At 51.1% G+C, this 17,422-nt stretch carries 18 protein-coding genes and 1 pseudogene; 13 read left to right on the forward strand and 6 right to left on the reverse strand.

Features of this window, described 5'->3' with window-relative positions; translation table 11 throughout:
- Nucleotides 1–49: 49 nt before the first annotated feature.
- Both ABUL11_RS04520 and ABUL11_RS04525 read left to right on the forward strand, forming a co-directional pair.
- The gene (locus tag ABUL11_RS04520; RefSeq protein WP_350282674.1) at nt 50–814 is read left to right on the forward strand and encodes a ParA family protein; all 765 of its coding nucleotides are present in this window, start codon (nt 50–52) and stop codon (nt 812–814) included.
- Nucleotides 815–863: 49 nt separating this feature from the next.
- Nucleotides 864–1,697 carry a ParB/RepB/Spo0J family partition protein gene (locus tag ABUL11_RS04525; protein WP_350282675.1) on the forward strand — a complete coding sequence of 278 codons (834 nt, stop codon included), beginning with the start codon at nt 864–866 and terminating at the stop codon, nt 1,695–1,697.
- 126 nt (nt 1,698–1,823) lie between these two features.
- Here the strand turns inward: ABUL11_RS04525 and ABUL11_RS04530 are convergent, their stop codons facing one another.
- On the reverse strand, nt 1,824–2,690 hold the full coding sequence (locus ABUL11_RS04530; RefSeq protein ID WP_350282676.1) for a YicC/YloC family endoribonuclease: 867 nt from the start codon (nt 2,688–2,690) through the stop codon (nt 1,824–1,826).
- Between the two features lie 93 nt (nt 2,691–2,783).
- On the opposite strand from ABUL11_RS04530, the gene ABUL11_RS04535 reads away from it, so the two are divergent.
- The 4 genes from ABUL11_RS04535 to ABUL11_RS04550 all read left to right on the forward strand — a co-directional run bounded on the left by ABUL11_RS04535 (nt 2,784) and on the right by ABUL11_RS04550 (nt 6,724).
- A complete protein-coding gene (locus tag ABUL11_RS04535; RefSeq protein ID WP_350282677.1) occupies nt 2,784–3,704 on the forward strand; it encodes a Tim44 domain-containing protein in 921 nt (306 codons plus the stop codon).
- A gap of 192 nt (nt 3,705–3,896) precedes the next feature.
- Complete coding sequence (locus ABUL11_RS04540; protein ID WP_350282678.1) at nt 3,897–4,499, forward strand: NUDIX domain-containing protein; 603 nt, start codon at nt 3,897–3,899, stop codon at nt 4,497–4,499.
- Nucleotides 4,500–4,509: 10 nt separating this feature from the next.
- Nucleotides 4,510–5,949, forward strand: coding sequence for an NfeD family protein (locus tag ABUL11_RS04545; protein WP_350282679.1), 1,440 nt, complete (start codon nt 4,510–4,512; stop codon nt 5,947–5,949).
- Nucleotides 5,939–6,724: a slipin family protein gene (locus ABUL11_RS04550; protein ID WP_350282680.1), complete on the forward strand. Its 786-nt coding sequence runs from the start codon at nt 5,939–5,941 to the stop codon at nt 6,722–6,724. Before ABUL11_RS04545 ends, ABUL11_RS04550 begins: the two co-directional genes overlap by 11 nt.
- 18 nt (nt 6,725–6,742) lie before the next feature.
- Here the strand turns inward: ABUL11_RS04550 and ABUL11_RS04555 are convergent, their stop codons facing one another.
- The 3 genes from ABUL11_RS04555 to ABUL11_RS04565 form a co-directional block, all read right to left on the reverse strand.
- Entirely contained in the window at nt 6,743–7,282 is a 540-nt protein-coding gene (locus tag ABUL11_RS04555) for a CNP1-like family protein (RefSeq protein ID WP_350282681.1), read from the reverse strand.
- Nucleotides 7,283–7,425: 143 nt separating this feature from the next.
- Entirely contained in the window at nt 7,426–7,989 is a 564-nt protein-coding gene (ahpC, locus tag ABUL11_RS04560; protein ID WP_350282682.1) for an alkyl hydroperoxide reductase subunit C, read from the reverse strand.
- Nucleotides 7,990–8,125: 136 nt separating this feature from the next.
- Entirely contained in the window at nt 8,126–9,007 is an 882-nt protein-coding gene (locus tag ABUL11_RS04565; protein WP_281871280.1) for a DMT family transporter, read from the reverse strand.
- A 113-nt stretch (nt 9,008–9,120) separates the two neighbouring features.
- Here ABUL11_RS04565 and dapC point away from each other — a divergent pair, with 113 nt between their 5' ends.
- From dapC to hemB, 7 genes are all read left to right on the forward strand, one after another.
- Nucleotides 9,121–10,320: a succinyldiaminopimelate transaminase gene (gene dapC / locus ABUL11_RS04570; protein ID WP_350282683.1), complete on the forward strand. Its 1,200-nt coding sequence runs from the start codon at nt 9,121–9,123 to the stop codon at nt 10,318–10,320.
- 23 nt (nt 10,321–10,343) lie between these two features.
- Complete coding sequence (gene dapD, locus ABUL11_RS04575; protein WP_350282684.1) at nt 10,344–11,165, forward strand: 2,3,4,5-tetrahydropyridine-2,6-dicarboxylate N-succinyltransferase; 822 nt, start codon at nt 10,344–10,346, stop codon at nt 11,163–11,165.
- 183 nt (nt 11,166–11,348) lie between these two features.
- Nucleotides 11,349–11,702: a small metal-binding protein SmbP gene (gene smbP, locus ABUL11_RS04580; protein WP_350282685.1), complete on the forward strand. Its 354-nt coding sequence runs from the start codon at nt 11,349–11,351 to the stop codon at nt 11,700–11,702.
- Between the two features lie 166 nt (nt 11,703–11,868).
- Nucleotides 11,869–12,891, forward strand: a complete 1,023-nt coding sequence (locus ABUL11_RS04585; RefSeq protein WP_350282686.1) for a biotin--[acetyl-CoA-carboxylase] ligase — start codon at nt 11,869–11,871, stop codon at nt 12,889–12,891.
- 10 nt (nt 12,892–12,901) lie between these two features.
- Nucleotides 12,902–13,672, forward strand: a complete 771-nt coding sequence (locus ABUL11_RS04590; protein ID WP_350282687.1) for a type III pantothenate kinase — start codon at nt 12,902–12,904, stop codon at nt 13,670–13,672.
- Nucleotides 13,673–13,690: 18 nt separating this feature from the next.
- Nucleotides 13,691–14,359 carry a ribosome biogenesis GTP-binding protein YihA/YsxC gene (gene yihA / locus ABUL11_RS04595; protein ID WP_350282688.1) on the forward strand — a complete coding sequence of 223 codons (669 nt, stop codon included), beginning with the start codon at nt 13,691–13,693 and terminating at the stop codon, nt 14,357–14,359.
- 142 nt (nt 14,360–14,501) lie between these two features.
- Nucleotides 14,502–15,509, forward strand: coding sequence for a porphobilinogen synthase (hemB, locus tag ABUL11_RS04600; protein ID WP_350282689.1), 1,008 nt, complete (start codon nt 14,502–14,504; stop codon nt 15,507–15,509).
- Nucleotides 15,510–15,525: 16 nt separating this feature from the next.
- Here hemB and ABUL11_RS04605 read toward each other — a convergent pair whose 3' ends face one another.
- Nucleotides 15,526–16,809 carry a glycerate kinase type-2 family protein gene (locus tag ABUL11_RS04605; protein ID WP_350282690.1) on the reverse strand — a complete coding sequence of 428 codons (1,284 nt, stop codon included), beginning with the start codon at nt 16,807–16,809 and terminating at the stop codon, nt 15,526–15,528.
- A gap of 5 nt (nt 16,810–16,814) precedes the next feature.
- A pseudogene (locus tag ABUL11_RS04610) lies at nt 16,815–17,422 on the reverse strand (excinuclease ABC subunit UvrA); the annotation flags it as partial.

Consider the following 17,422-nt stretch of genomic DNA (forward strand, 5'->3'; position numbering starts at 1 on the left):
TCGTATAGCATATCTCGTAAGCCTGCCGAAAATACAAAAACATAATCTGATGACCAGAATATTTGCCATAGCCAATCAGAAAGGAGGTGTAGGCAAAACGACTACCAGCATCAATCTGGCATCCAGCCTGGCCAGTATTGATAAACGAGTACTGCTCGTCGACCTGGATCCGCAGGGTAATACGACAATGGGAAGTGGCGTGGACAAACGCCTGCTGGATCGTACCGTTTATCAGGTTTTACTGGGCGAACAAATGGCGGCCGAAGTTCGTTTATCAACGAAACCGGGAAAATACGCTCTGCTTCCGGCTAACCAGGAACTGGCTGGTGCAGAAGTGGAAATGGTGGCGCTGGAGCAGCGTGAATCTCGCCTGAAAAAGGCTCTACAAGCGGTTCAGGCAGACTATGATTTCATTCTGATCGACTGCCCTCCCGCACTGAATTTGCTGACACTGAACGGGTTGTGTGCGGCGCATGCCGTTATCATCCCTATGCAATGTGAGTATTATGCGCTGGAGGGGTTGAGTGATCTGGTCAACACCATCAAAAGAGTGCGAACGGGTTTCAATCCTGCGATCAGAATAGAAGGTCTGCTGCGAACCATGTTTGATCCGCGCAACCTGCTGGCACAGCAGGTCTCCGATCAATTGAAGCAGCACTTTGGCGACAAAGTATACCGGACCGTCATTCCTCGCAATATCCGACTGGCCGAGGCGCCTGGTTTTGGTTTGCCAGTGCTCTATCATGACAGGCAATCCCGGGGAGCTCAGGCTTATCTCGAACTGGCCAACGAAATTCTGGCAACCGCTAACTGATCGATGATCCGATCGGAATCCATCGATATTAATGATTTGGTATGGTGACATGGTGAAACCAAAAGGACTGGGAAGAGGATTGGATGCATTGTTAGCAGGCAATCCTCCGGAAATGGATTCCCTGCAGAATCTTGATGTGGGCTTGTTGCAATCCGGTAAATATCAGCCTCGGACCAGGATGGATGAAGCCTCCTTGCATGATCTGGCTGAATCGATCAAGACGCAGGGAATCATGCAGCCGATCCTGGTGCGTCCCCTTATGATGGGCGGCTATGAAATCATTGCCGGGGAACGCCGCTGGCGTGCCGCACAAATTGCAGGATTGGAACAGATTCCGGCAATCGTGCGCGAGGTGCCGGATGAATCCGCGCTGGCTCTGTCTCTGATCGAGAATATCCAGCGCGAAGATCTCAACCCGCTGGAAGCTGCACTGGGAATACAACGGTTGATCGAGGAATTCGGCATGACTCATCAGATTGCCGGACAGGCGCTGGGATATTCCCGCAGTGCAATTTCAAATCTGCTGCGCTTGCTCAATCTGGCAGCGCCCGTGCAGGATCTGATCATGCAGGGAGAAATCGATATGGGGCACGGACGTGCCCTGCTTGTGCTGGATGCCGGCAAGCAGCTGGAAGTCGCGCACCTGATCATACAAAAGCAGTTATCCGTACGTGAAACTGAAAACCTGCTCAAGCGAATGAATGAGATGCCTTCCGTAAAAAAACGGTCATTCCCGGATCGGGATCTGTTACGTCTTCAGGAAGATATCTCTGCCCGGCTGGGTGCCAATGTCATTATCAAACCCGGGAAAAAAGGTACTGGCAATGTCGTTATTCATTATGCCAGCCTGGAGCAGCTTGACGGCATACTGGCAAAATTCTAGGGAACCTCTGAAAAACTACCTGTGTTGCCTTTCTGTGTTTTCTCGCCGATTTTTGTCTTGAACTAACTGCCTCGCTGACGTTTTTCAGAGGTTCCCAAGGGGATTGGCAATCATCAGGTTTCTGAATTATTCAATATTCTGGATCTGCTCGCGCAATTGCTCGATCAGCACTTTCATTTCTACTGCTATTCGCGTGACTTCTCGCGCTACCGACTTTGAGGCCAGCGTATTGGCTTCCCGATTGAGTTCCTGTGTCAGGAAATCGAGCCGTTTGCCGACGACACCTCCGGCAAGCAGAATATGTTCGAATTCGTTCAGGTGTCCTTGCAGGCGTGACAACTCCTCGTCTACATCGACTCTGTTGGCAAACAAGGTGAATTCCTGCCGGATACGTTCGTCCTTTTCATCGAGCCCTGCTGCTTTCAGGCTGTTCAGTAATCTTTCCTGAAAACCGGCCAGAATAGCAGGCAGACCAGGTAGCAGGTCCAATACCAGTTGACGCATTCGCTGTACACGTTCAAGCAGCAGGTTCTGCAGTTTTTCTCCTTCGCGCTTCCGGGCGGAGGCAAGTTCCTGTAAAGCAGTTTGTAACAGTGCCATACACGGGGTACGCAGGTCATCGACCGAAACATGACCACTATCGAGTACGCCAGGCCAGCGCAGAATTTCAGCAACGGAAAGATTACCTGCAGCAGGAAAAATTGATTTGATCTCATCGCTCATGATCTGCAAGTCTTGCAACAGATCACGATTCAGTCGTTGTTGATGGGAATTGTCCGAATAGGCTGAAAAAATCAGGCGACAATCAACTTTTCCCCGTGTCAGTCCGGTACCGAGAAAATCACGCATTTCGGATTCAAGTACACGGAGCTCATCAGGTAGTCTAAATTGCAGGTCAAGATAGCGATTATTGACTGAACGCAGTTCCAAAGCCAGTGATCCTTGCGGAATTTCCCGGGAGACTGCTGCATAACCCGTCATGCTTGCAATCATGAACTTTTCCATCCGGTGGATTGTCCAGTGCCATTCGGGTTGATGCTATACTCGGCCCTTAAATTGTGTTTTTGATTCTTGGAGGTAGTCATAATGCGGATATTAACATTTCTGGCCATAGCCCTGTTTGCCTTTGGTCTGACAGCACTTGATGTCGAAGCTCGGCGTATGGGAGGTGGCGGCAGTGTCGGAAAACAGCGCCAGTCAATCAATCTCAACCGGCAGCAGCAGGCTGCTCCCCAAGCTCCGCAATCTGGAAAGGCGGCATCACCCGCTTCACAGGCTGTTCCTGCTGCGGGTGGCAGCAAGTGGCTCGGCCCTCTGGCCGGACTGGCTGCAGGAGGATTGCTGGCATCTCTGTTCATGGGCGGTGCTTTTGACGGGATCAACATGATGGATATTCTGGTACTGGTTGGCATAGCCGCTGCTATATTCTTCATCATGCGCATGATGCGTGGATCTGCCGGTGGCAGGCAAACCCAGCGGCCAATGCAGTATTCCGGTGCAGGAGCAGGAGGGATGGGAGGTGTTCCATTTCCGAATCGGGATACATCGGCACCAGCAGGTGGGGCAGGTTCCAGCAGTTATGGCAGGCAATCCACCGGCACCACGGATGCACCGGATATTCCTGCTGATTTCGATGTTGAATCGTTCCTCAAGCAGGCCAAACGTTCATTCATCGCTTTGCAGTTAGCTCATGATGCCGGGGATCTGGAAGAAATTCGCGCCTATACTACACCTGATCTGTTTGCCGAAATCAGTAAACAGGTTGCTGAGCGTGGAAACATGGCGCAGCAGACCGATGTGATTTTTGTTGATGCGGCCTTGCTGGATGTGATAAATGAGGGTAATCATGCTATTGCCAGTGTTCGGTTTACCGGTGAGTTGAGGGATGCTCCCAATGCGCAGCCGGAACCCTTCGATGAAATCTGGCACGTTGAAAAAGATCTGGCAGCATCTGATTCCGGCTGGTTGCTGGCTGGTATTCAGCAGGCAGCTGACCTGAAGCACTGAGGGTAACGGGCGTGTAATGATGATCAGTCTCCGGGTGCATGGCAGGTTTGCGATTTGCATCCACCCGTTCACCACGATTGATGACTTGATCGATCAGCACGCCCGGACCAATCTCTAATTCGAATCGTGTTTTATCCGCCTGCAATCGGGAATGGCAACTAGGTTGCAGACACACCACCCGGACATCTGTAAATGGATTTCGACGTACTGGAAAAGGTTATTTGTTTTCAGGGTTTTTTTCGCCTGGAACGATACCATTTGCGCCATCGTAAATTCAATGGTGAATGGGGACGACCGATCACACGCGAGTTGTTTGAACGGGGACATGCGGCGGCGGTATTGCCTTATGATCCACAAACGGATGAAGTATTGCTGATCGAACAGTTTCGTGCCGGCGCAATGTCTGCACCCGGTGGCCCCTGGCTGCTGGAAATCGTGGCGGGGGTGATCGAGGCCAATGAAACACCCGAACAGGTGGTTGCAAGAGAATCAATAGAGGAAGCAAATTGCCAAATCGGTAGTCTGATCCCGCTGTACGATTATCTGGTCAGCCCTGGTGGCACTACTGAGCGAATCGTTCTGTTCTGCGGTCGGGTCGATATGCAAACGATTGAAGCCGGTGCCGTTTATGGTAATCATGGAGAAGATGAAGATATCAAGGTGCATGTCATGCCTCTGGATGAGGCCATCAGGCTGTTGAATATTGGCCGGATCAACTCTGCCAGTGCCATCATTGCGCTGCAGTGGCTTGCCCTGAACCGCGATTCCGTTCGGCGGCGCTGGCTGCCAGAATAAGGATATGCGTATGCGTGTCAGTAAATCCGCCAGGTTTTACCAGACACAATACGGTTTACTACTAGTATGCCTGCTATGGGTTGGCATACTGTTCGCACAATCTCCCGATACTGCCGGTACTGCGAAGAGTGATACCGGCAACGTTGCTATCTGGTTGGATGTCAATGGAACAATCGGCCCGGCCATGCACGATTACATTCAGCGTGGGCTGTCCAGAGCAGCCAAGCGGCGAGCGCAAGTCATTATTCTTCAGATCGATACACCGGGTGGTCTGGATGTATCGATGCGCAAAATCATTCAGGAAATCATTGCTTCTCCGGTACCGGTGGTAAGCTTCGTTGCGCCTGGTGGTGCACGTGCTGCCAGTGCCGGAACCTATATTCTGTATGCCAGCCATATCGCAGCAATGGCACCTGCTACCAATCTGGGTGCCGCTACACCGGTAAAGATGAGTACTTTGGCATCCGATTCGGAAATACCTGACAGTCAGCCGAAGGGTGAGCGGCCCGATAAATCCGGCGGACAGGATGCCATGACAGTAAAAGTGATCAATGATGCCGTCGCTTATATCCGCGGGCTTGCTCAAATGCGCGGACGTAATGCGGATTGGGCGGAGCAAGCCGTGCGTGAGGGGGTGAGTCTGACAGCTGTCGAAGCACTCGATAAAAATGTCATCGATCTGGTAGCAGATGATGTAAATGATCTGCTGACCAGGATAGACGGACGTACAGTTGATTTGTCCGGAGAAAAAGTCAAATTATCTACCCGGTCTCTGACACTAGAGCGCATTGAGCCGGACTGGCGCACTCGCCTGTTGGCAGTGGTTGCCGACCCTAATATCGCCTACATTCTGATGTTGATTGGTTTCTATGGTCTGATTCTGGAATTTACCACGCCCGGAACGATTGTGGCCGGTGTGGTTGGAGCGATCAGTCTGTTACTGGCCTTGTTTGCTTTTCAGGTTTTGCCGATCAACTATGCCGGTCTGGCACTGATTCTGCTCGGGATTACCTTTATGCTGGCAGAAGCGCTGCTACCGGGTGTGGGCGCACTGGGTATCGGTGGCATTGCAGCTTTTGTCATTGGATCGATCATGCTGATCGATACAGACATGCCCGATTACGGTATTTCGATTCCGTTGATCGCCACGTTTACGCTGATGTCGGCCGGATTTTTCATGCTGGTGTTCAGGATGGTGCTCAAATCCAGAAAAAATCCAGTGGTCTCGGGTAGTGAAGAACTCATTCACAGTACGGGTGAAGTACTGGAAAATTTCGATCAGGAAGGCTGGGTGCGGATTCATGGGGAACGGTGGCGTGCTCATACCAATACACCATTGTCACTTGGGCAGCGGATCAAAGTTACAGCCATGCGGGGATTGCTGCTGGAAGTGGAGCCTTGCCAACCCGATCACGCAATGAATACAACGGAGAATGGATATGTACACTGATACCGTATCTGTCATTACGCTTATACTGACTTTTTCCATCTTTTTCCTCGTCAGTTCGCTTAAGGTGCTGAAAGAATATGAACGGGGTGTCATATTCATGCTGGGACGTTTCTGGCGGGTCAAAGGGCCGGGTCTGATTATTGTGATCCCCGCCATCCAAACCATGGTGCGGGTTGATCTGCGCACTATCGTGATGGATGTGCCCGCTCAGGATGTTATCTCGCGTGATAATGTTTCAGTCAAGGTGAATGCCGTGCTGTATTTTCGTGTGGTTGATCCGCAAAAAGCCATTATTCAGGTTGAAGACTACAACATGGCGACCAGCCAGTTGGCACAAACGACGTTACGTTCCGTGCTGGGGCAGCACGAGCTGGATGAAATGCTGGCCAGCCGGGATAAGCTCAATTCCGATATTCAGTTGATTCTGGATGAGCAAACTGAGGCGTGGGGAATCAAGGTATCGAATGTCGAGCTCAAACACGTCGATCTTAATGACACGATGGTAAGAGCAATTGCCAGGCAAGCTGAAGCTGAACGTGAGCGCCGTGCCAAAATTATTCATGCAGAAGGAGAATTACAGGCATCACGTCATTTACTCGAAGCCTCACAAATCCTTGCAAATCAGCCTCAGGCACTGCAATTGCGCTATCTGCAAACACTCACCGAAATTGCAGGTGAAAAAAGTTCTACAATCGTTTTTCCATTGCCGATCGAGCTTCTGACAATCCTGCAGAAAATGACTGAAAAACAACCCGACGACTCGATCAGCAAGTGAAGAGCAGAAGGATAGCGATTAATGAGTCACCATCGGGTGCATACCAGCTTTGAGCGCGCGAACAGCTTCTTTGGGAGAGCCTACGACTAGTCCGCGCGGGCAGAAGTAGTATTTTGCCAGTTCCCGCTGAGCATTTAACTGAGCAACTGCTTCCAGTAGCTGCCATTCGGAAATATTGGCACGTACCCAACTGCGGGTCTCATTGTTACCGGTTGCATAGCGTTTTCTCTCACGCGTTTCACAACGCAGCCCTTCATATGAGACATTGTTTGCGCCTTGCTGTGATTGGATCACCATGCTGTACCGGATCACACGTTTTTCATCGACACTGATGGATTTAGCGTCGATGAAATAGCGCAGACTGGTGGCAGGGCCAGCATCGAACTCCAGCAGGTCTTCCGGTTGGGGATAAGCGGGAAGGTTGGATTGAATCGTTTCCCAGTCTTTATTGTAATCGAGCGTATCAAAAAATTTGTTCTGGCTGGCACAGGCAGTAATGCTCAAGACCAGAATCAGATGTAGGACAGCGTTTACTGGCTTGTTAAATTTCTGATACATGGCTTCGCACAATGAATAGGAAAAAAGCAAACCAACGATTGTCGATCACAATGTGAGTGCCTGACAAAATAAAATCGGCCGGGATATTTCCCATAAAAAGAAATACCACCGGCCAATATCGGCAGACAGAAATGGCGGGAATCTTAAATTTTGCCGACCAAGTCGATTGACGGTTTCAGTGTAGCAGCACCTTCTGTCCATTTGGCGGGACAAACTTCACCCTCATGCATTGAGACGTATTGTGCAGCCTTGACTTTACGCAACAGTTCGGCAGCATTACGGCCAATGTTATTGTCCTGAACTTCAAATGCCTTGATCTCGCCTTCCGGGTTGATAATGAAACTTCCACGCAGCGCCAGACCTGCATCTTCAATGAGCACATCAAAGTTGCGGGACAGTTCTCTGGTGGGATCACCTACCAGCGGATAGCGAACCTTACGAACCACGCTGGAAGTATCATGCCAGGCTTTGTGCGTGAAATGTGTATCTGTTGAAACACCGTAGACTTCAACCCCGATCTTCTGGAATTCATCGTAGTTGTCCGCCAGATCTTCAAGCTCAGTCGGGCAGACAAAGGTGAAATCAGCCGGGTAGAAAACGATGACCGACCATTTGCCCTTCAAGGTTTTATCCGTGATTTCGACAAAATCGCCATTGTGATATGCAGTTGTTTTGAACGGTTTAACAGTAGTGTTAATCAGTGACATTGCCGTTTCCTTTTATGTAGTTGACTCAGAATGATAAGCTTCGACAGAAGTTTAAGGCGCTGCGCTCGATTAGTCCAGTCCAATGAATACAAGCAGCAATCTTCAGGATTTCAGGACAAGTGATGAGATTATGTATTCAATCCCGATTGATTCGCGCAGAAAACAGGCTGGCGGAGGCAATCATAAGCCCGCCAGCCCAGTCTCTTTCTGTCAGGTACTCATCCGTCAGAAAATGGGCGGCGATGGCTGCGGCCACCAGTTCGAACAACATGATCACAATAGCTTGGTTGGCCGGTATGTGAGTTATTCCATATTGCAGCAATATGCAAAGAAAAAATACCAGTCCACCCATGCCTGCCAGTATCAGCCATGCGTGGATATGCAGATGAGATATATTGGAGGCACTTTCCATCAGCAATGTTGCGGCAAATCCGGTCAGAGCAGTGCCGAAGAGCACTGCCAACTGCTTTAGTTGGATGGTGTGTTGCTGATCCTTGCGAATCAGGACATTGGCCAGGGCAAAGGCGAATCCACCGGATAACCCCATCCAGTCGCCATAGGAAGTCAGCAGGGGTAGCTTGCCTCCCGGTTGCCAGAGCAGGAGCAGCGCACCTGCCAGGGATAGCAGAATGATCATGTAACCCTGTCTACTCAGACGTTCCTGAAGCAGGATACGTGAAAACAGGATGGTCCACAGCGGTGCCAGATAGAACAGGAGCAGTACCCGCATGACTTCTCCGTGGATGATTCCGAGTACATAGGCAATACCGGTCCAGCCCGCACTGAGACTGATCCAGAACAAAATACTGGCTGCAGGATTAAGTATTTCAGAAATCCGGAGTTGTCTTCGAAACAGAATCAGGCCGATCAGTAGCGCAATGGAATAAGCCAGTGTGGTAGACAATTCACCACGCATACCCGCCTGTTCCAGTAAGCGATAGGGATACCAGGCTACTCCCCAGATGGCGGCACCCAACAGCAGGCTGGTTACCGGCAATAATTTTTTTTGTTTGGTCAAGGTTACCTGTGCCCTTTATAATTGACGCTTATCATTTTTGCTGCCTTCCTGAAAGCATATCTGACCTGACTCGCAAGTACTGTATTGTTGCTTGCGGGCAATCTTGAGAAAGTATGAATCCTTCACTGGAAAATCTTCAGTTATATCCGTTTCAGAAGCTCACCCGATTATTTGAGGATCTCGTGCCAAGGACTCCCCTGCCGACTCCTATCGGTCTGCATATTGGTGAGCCAAGGCACAGCACTCCCGAATTTATCAGGCAGGAGCTGATCAACAGCCTCGAAGGGCTGGCACATTATCCCACAGTACTCGGGACTGGCGAGTTGAGAGCCAGTATCGCAAGCTGGCTCGCGCAGCGCTATCACCTGTCTGCCATCGATCCTGATACCGAGGTCATTCCGGTCAATGGCAGCCGGGAAGCATTGTTCTCATTTGCCCAGGCAGTGATTGATACAGGCATGGTTTCCCGGCCGGCAATCATTTGCCAGAATCCCTTTTATCAAATCTATGAAGGGGCTGCACTGCTAGCTGGAGCAGTGCCCTATTTTCTCAACCAGCTGCCGGAAAACAATTTTTCTGCGGATACTGCACAGTTACCCGATGCAGTGTGGGAGCATGTACAACTGGTGTACATTTGTTCTCCCAATAACCCTACCGGCAGAGTGTTGACTCTGGATGAATGGAAGCATTTGTTCGATTTGTCCGATCGTTATGGATTTGTGATTGCTGCAGACGAATGTTATTCAGAAATTTATTTCGATGAGGGCCATCCCCCACTGGGTGCACTGGAAGCAGCTGAAAAACTCGGGCATAGCGGATTTCCCCGTCTGGTCGTGTTCAGCAGTTTATCCAAGCGTTCGAATGTACCGGGAATGCGTTCCGGTTTTGTAGCGGGAGATGCAACCATTCTCAGGAAATTTCTGCTTTACCGCACCTATCATGGTAGTGCCATGAATCCGGCTGTGCAGGCAGCAAGTACTGTTGCCTGGAGTGATGAGCAACATGTGGTTGAAAACCGCAGGTTGTACCGTGAAAAATTTACGGGTGCTATGCGCATACTGGAGGACACGCTGCCTGTTAGCATGCCGGACGCGGGATTTTACTTATGGCTGAGAACGCCTGTCAGCGGTATCGAATTTTCCAGGCGTTTGTATCGTGAGGGAAATGTGACCGTGTTGCCCGGCAGCTATCTGGCACGAGAGGCGCACGGGATCGATCCTGGTGAAGATTTCGTACGGATTGCACTGGTTGCACCCGTGATGGAATGCATGGAAGCAATGGAACGAATCAGGGACATTGCCAGAAAATTCTGATCTGATTATTTTTTAGGAGTTACATGGAGCAATTACAGGCTGTCATCGAAAATGCCTTTGAAAGGCGCGCTGAAATCACCCCCCGGAATGTCGAAGCCAACCTGAAGGAATCGGTTGCCCAGGTTATCAATATGCTTGATACCGGCAGATTGCGGGTGGCTGAAAAAATCAATGGTGAATGGGTGGTTCATCAGTGGATCAAAAAAGCCGTTCTGCTGTCTTTTCGCATGGAAGACAACAGTTTCATCAAGGGGGGATTTTCCAACTATTTCGACAAAATTCCGTCCAAGTTCGCGGATTACAGCTCGCGCGACTTTCGCGATGGCGGGTTCCGCGTGGTTCCACCAGCTGCTGTTCGCAAGGGTGCGTTTATCGCGAGTAATGTGGTATTGATGCCCTCTTATGTGAACATTGGTGCTTATGTTGATGAAGGCACGATGGTGGATACCTGGGCAACTGTGGGTTCCTGCGCACAAGTCGGCAAGAACGTCCATCTGTCTGGAGGGGTGGGTATCGGAGGGGTGCTGGAGCCGGTACAGGCAAGCCCTACCATTATCGAAGATAACTGCTTTATCGGCGCTCGTTCCGAAATTGTCGAAGGTGTCGTCGTTGGCGAGAATTCGGTGATTTCAATGGGTGTTTATATTGGTCAGAGTACCAGGATTTATAACCGTGAAACTGGTGAAATCACCTATGGCCGGATTCCCCCGGGATCAGTCGTGGTTTCCGGAAACCTGCCGGCTGAAAATGGCCGCTACAGCCTGTATTGTGCGGTAATCGTGAAACAGGTCGATGCCAAAACCCGTTCCAAGACCGGTATCAATGAATTATTGAGAGGTATCTGATTATTTGCCACCAGAACGGCACTACCTGTTGGCAGTGATCTGTGATATAAAAACGATTGTGTGAATTCTGCACAGAGTTTGGCGGGGTTTTATCTATATCGGTTGGCTTTATCCCCCTCCTTATTCACCGTGTTGTTATAGGAATCATACATCTTGAGCAACTAATAAAGAGGAGAAGCTATTATGAAAACAACCCTGATAAAAGTAATTGCCGCTTCGGTTACCGCACTGTTTTTGAGCATGCAGGTGTATGCGGGTGGGCATGCCGCTCACGTGGACGAGGCAGTGAAACATGCCGAGGAAGCTGTGGCACACGGTAAGGAAGGCCATACTGACCAGCTGCTGGAACATGCAAAAGAGAGTCTGACACATGCCAAGGCTGCCAGTGAAGCAGGTGGCAATACACATGTAGGCCATGGAATCAAACATCTGGAAGATGCTATCAAGCATGGTGAGGAAGGCCATGTTGGTGTTGCTACCAAACACGCGCAGGAAGCTATCGAACACTTGCGTGCATCCGAACATAAATCACACTAAATTATCAAATGGATGTGCCTTTGGTAAGTTTTATCAAAGGCACATCAGCCAGCCAAAAGCGGAGTTATCCGCTTTTTTTGTTATAGGGCATACCAAGCCGGAGATAAGCAGGATTGCTGGAGCTGGATAAATCAGAAGTACCCATGAATCCAACCGGAAATTCGATATGAGGCAGCTTACGTTTGCCATCCTGAGAATGCTGAGTGATGGCAATTATCACTCCGGTACGGCCTTGGGCCAGGCCCTGAAAGTTTCTCGTGCCAGCATCTCCAACACGCTGCGGGATCTGGAAAGTTACGGCCTGACCATACATAAAATTCCTGGCCGCGGATATCGCTGGTTGAATCCGGTTCAATGGCTGGACAGCGAACAGATACACCAACATCTTGCTGAATACGCCGATTCCATACAAATAGAGATTGTGGAAGCTGTCGAATCGACCAATTCGTTACTGCTGCAGCGTGCGGTTGAGCAAGGTATTTCCGCTAACAGAATCAAGCAGGTGCTGGTCACGGAATTACAGACACAAGGACGCGGACGCCGTGGACGTTCATGGTCATCGGGTCTGGGAGACAGCCTGACTTTCTCTGTTTTGTGGCCGTCACAATGTCCGGTAAACACCCTTTCCGGGTTGAGTCTGGCAGTGGGTGTAGCAATCGTCCGTGCACTGACATCGCTCGGTATTCGTGATATTGCGCTGAAATGGCCGAATGACGTGTTGTCCGGTTCCCATGCCAAGCTGGCAGGTGTGCTGATCGAATTGCACGGAGATATGCTGAGTCTGGGTACCGTGGTTATTGGTATTGGATTGAATCTCAGGCTTTCCGGCGCTACAAAAGCCCGGATCGATCAGAAGGTAGCCGATGTCGCCAGTATCACGGGGCAAATGCCGGACAGGAATCAGTTACTGGCGGTTTTATTGAAAGAGCTGGTCAGGGTGCTCGATACATTTGAACGACATGGCTTTGAGCCTTTCATAGAGGAATGGACACGTTACCATGCCTATCAGGACAAAATGGTGCAGGTCAGCTTCGCGGATGATTCTGTCGGAAATGGGGTTGCAATCGGTGTTGCAGCGGATGGTGCTTTGCTGGTCGATACTTCGACGGGTGTCATACAGTTGAGAAGCGGGGAAATCTCTCTGCGCAGTCTGGCAGAACATTCAGAACATTCCAGCCCGTTCAATTGAGGTTTTCAGGTTGAATACATCTTCTTTGCTGCTGGCGATCGATTCGGGTAATACCGCCATCAAATGGGGGTTACATGACGGTCGACAGTGGCTGGCGCATGGCAAGACATTACAAAGCGAACGCAGGATGCTGAAACAAAACTGGGCTGTGTTGCCAGCGCCTGCATCCATTTGGATTGCTAATGTGGCAGGATTACAGGCGGCAAATGATTTAACGGCATTGCTGGAACCATGGCATGTACAACCGGAATGGGTCACAGCCAGTGCCAGTCAGTGTGGTGTCATCAGCCGTTACAGCAACCCGGCGCAATTGGGCTGCGACCGCTGGGTAGCACTGATCGCTGCGTGGCACCGGTTGCAACAGGCATGTCTGGTTGTGGATGTGGGCACTGCCATGACAGTCGATGCTTTGTCTGCCTCGGGTGAATTTCTGGGGGGGATCATCGTACCAGGTCCGGATACCATGAAACAGGCATTGGCTGGGCGCACCGGAACATTTTCCCCGCTGCTATCCAGCAGTTTCCAGAATTTTCCGATCAATACCGGGAATGCTTTGTATAGCGGGATGATTCAGGCACTGACCGGCGCACTGGAGCGAATGTATGACCAGCTTTCCGAATATACGGGAAAACAAATGGCTGTAGAAACCATCATGACGGGCGGTGGCGCAGCGCTGCTGGCTCCTCATATACATATCCCTCACCAGATTGTCGATGATCTGGTACTGGAGGGACTGGTCATTATTGCCGGGGCACAAGCAGAGATACCGGCAATCCGTTAAACATCAGGATGATGCATCATGACGCACCCGCTTTTCAGACATGCTGAATTTTATACGACAGTCAACCATTTGCAGGATTTGCCGCAAACGGCTGGGATCGAAGTTGCTTTTGCCGGACGTTCCAATGCCGGAAAATCGAGCGCAATCAATACACTGGTGGGAAGAGAACGATTTGCCTTCGTCAGTAAAACACCGGGCCGAACACAGCACATCAATTTCTTTCAGTTGGGCGCGGAACGCTTCATGGTCGATCTGCCAGGATACGGTTACGCACAAGTACCGCTGGCCATCCGACAGCATTGGTCGCATTTGCTGAGTTCCTATCTGCAAACCCGGCAATCGTTGTACGGTATGATACTCATCATGGATATACGCCATCCGCTGACAAAGCTCGATCTGCAGATGCTGGACTGGTTCAGGCAGACGAAAAAACCGGTTCATGTACTGCTGACCAAGGCAGACAAACTGAGCAGAAGCAGAGCACTGGTGGCATTGAACGAAGTCAGGCAGTTTCTGACTGCCAATTACCCTCACTGTACCGTCCAGACTTTTTCTAGCCTGAAAGCCGCGGGCGTGGAAGAAGCTTCGCAGTTGTTGCAAAACTGGTTCGATGCTGGCCATGCCAGCGTACAGCAGGAGAATGGTGAAATCAGCGAGCAAAAAAAAACCCCGGCTAAAGGGGATTGAGCCGGGGAGAATCGCCTTGCTTGTAAGGCCTCGCCTCAGGGAGGGAAGGCGAGAGGTGGTAATTACCAACCACCTATCTATAAGAATGGACTAAATGAATTTAGTTCCACGATGTATCAATTTTTTATTTTGATAATAAAACATGACCTTTTTCAGCCAGTTTCCACAAAAAAGAATGCGCCGTAACCGTCGGGATGATTTCTCCCGCCGTCTGGTCCGGGAAAACCATCTGCGGCCAGATGATCTGATTTATCCGGTATTCGTACTGGATGGCAGTAATCGTGAAGAGAAAGTGGCGTCGATGCCCGGGGTTGTCCGGCAAAGTATTGATCTGCTCCTGCTCCAAGCCGAAAAATGTTTGAGTCTGGGAATCCCCGCCCTGGCAATTTTCCCGGTGATCGATGCTTCCCTGAAAAATCTGACTGCCGATGAAGCCTATAACCCCGATGGCCTGGTGCCACGCGCGGTGAAGGAATTGAAGAAACGTTTTCCCGAACTGGGGGTGATCACCGATGTGGCACTCGATCCCTATACCAGCCACGGTCAGGATGGTCTAATCGACGCAAACGGCTATGTGCTGAATGATGAAACTGTCAGTGTACTGGAACGGCAGGCATTGTCACATGCCCAGGCGGGTGCAGATGTCGTGGCACCTTCCGATATGATGGACGGTCGGGTAGCTGCCATTCGTGCTGTACTGGATCGTGACCAGTTTATCCATACTCGGATACTGGCTTACTCAGCCAAATATGCTTCCAGTTTTTACGGCCCGTTCCGGGATGCAGTCGGCTCGTCTGCTACGCTGGGGGCTGGTAATAAATACACGTACCAGATGGACCCGGCCAATTCGGATGAAGCTCTCTGGGAAGCGGGGCTGGATATTCAGGAAGGCGCGGATATGATCATGGTCAAACCCGGCATGCCTTACCTCGATATCGTGCGCAGAGTCAAGGATGAGCTGGGTGTGCCCACCTTCGTCTACCAGGTGAGTGGCGAATATGCCATGCTGAAAGCGGCTGCCATGAATGGGTGGCTGGATGAAAAAGCCTGTGTTACCGAGGCATTGCTGGCGTGCAAACGTGCCGGTGCAGATGCCATCCTGACGTATTTCGCAGTGGAAGTGGCCGGCTGGCTGCAGGAACGAGCCTGAAACCGGACTGCTTGCATCACACTATCAGGATCGCCCGATAATCATTTACATTGGTATAGGTCGGGCCGGTGACAACCAAATCGCCCAGCTTCTCAAAAAAAGTATAGGCATCGTTGTTATCGAGTAAAGCCGTTGGATCGATGTCGGCTTGCCGTGCCCGGCCCAGGGTATCGGGTGCCATCACTGCACCGGCATTGGTTTCACTGCCGTCTATACCATCCGTATCGCAGGCCAGTGCGTATACATTTTCTAATCCATCGAGTGCAATGGCGAGTGATAATAGAAATTCAGCATTACGTCCCCCTTTGCCAGTGCCTTTTACCGTAACAGTTGTTTCTCCGCCGGAAATCAGTGCAACGGGCGGCCGGTACGGATTGTTGTAATGACGTATTTCGCGTGCAATGGCGGCATGCATTTTGGCTGCTTCCCGTGCTTCACCGGTCACGGTATCACCCAGAATGAGCGGGGTGATACCCTGCGCCTGGAAAAACTGTGCCGCAGCGGCGAGTGATTGCCGGGCGGTGGCAATGATCCGGTTTTTCACATTTCTGAATACTGAATCGCCCGGCTTGGGTGTTTCCCCCTCTCCTCCATTGCTGCTTTTGCGGCCGTTTTCCCGTAACACTTCGCTAACCTGTGGAGAAACGGTGATTGCATAACGTTCGATCAGCATCAGTACATCCTGCCAGGTAGAAGGATCTGGCGCGCAGGGTCCGGAGGCGATAGAGCTCGGGTTATTGTCCGTGACATCCGAAATGATCAGGCAGCGCACCGGTGCCCGGCTGGCTGCCGCCAGTTTCCCTCCCAGCACCGTGGACAAATGCTTGCGCACGATGTTGATTTCCTGGATCGAGGCGCCACACAGCAAGAGTTGGTGAGTGATGGATTTCAGTTGCTCCAGCGTCACCCCCGGAACGGGTGCGGACAACAGGCTTGATCCGCCGCCGCTGAACAGCCCCAGTAGCAGATCATCCGGTTTGAGCATGCGTACCGATTCCAGAATGGCGCGGGCAGCCATCTCACCCTGGGTATCGGGTACGGGGTGGCTGGCTTCGATCACCATGATGCTGTTGGTCGCAAGTCCATGGCGATAAGGTGTGACCACGATACCCTCCAGATGATTGCCCGGCGGCCAGTGTGTTTCTACGGCACGAGCCATGGCTGCCGCTGCTTTGCCTGCACCGATGACCAGCGTGTTCCCCGAAGGTGGTTCAGGCAGATGAGCGGGGACGATCTTTTGCGGATCAGCTGCATCGATGGCAGCACGAAAACTGTCGAGCAGCAGTTCACGCGGATTCATACAATTTACCCCGTCAGTGTGGTGGAAAGTAATGGCTGGAGAAAGTATCCGGTGAAACTGCCGGGGATCGACGCTACCGTTTCCGGCGTCCCTTCGGCAATGATTCTGCCCCCCCCTGCTCCTCCTTCCGGACCCAGATCGATGATCCAGTCGGCGGTTTTGATCACATCCAGATTATGTTCGATGATGACCACAGTATTACCGTTATCGCGCAGGCGATGCAGGACTTTGAGCAACAGGTCGATATCCTGGAAATGCAGGCCTGTAGTGGGTTCATCGAGAATATAGAGCGTGCGGCCGGTATCGCGTTTGGATAACTCCAGAGACAGTTTGACGCGCTGAGCCTCGCCACCGGACAGGGTCGTGGCGGACTGTCCCAGTGTGATATACCCCAGCCCTACATCCAGCAAGGTTTGCAGTTTGCGCGCGATGGTCGGCACAGCTTCAAAAAATGCATGGGCATTTTCGACGGTCATCTGCAGGATTTCGTGAATGTTTTTGCCCTTGTACTGGATTTCCAGCGTCTCCCGGTTGTAACGCTGCCCGTGGCAAACATCGCAGGCAACATAAATATCCGGCAGAAAATGCATTTCCACCTTGATGACACCATCTC

The sequence above is a fragment of the Nitrosomonas sp. genome (assembly GCF_040256045.1).
In the GTDB taxonomy this organism is placed as follows: domain Bacteria; phylum Pseudomonadota; class Gammaproteobacteria; order Burkholderiales; family Nitrosomonadaceae; genus Nitrosomonas.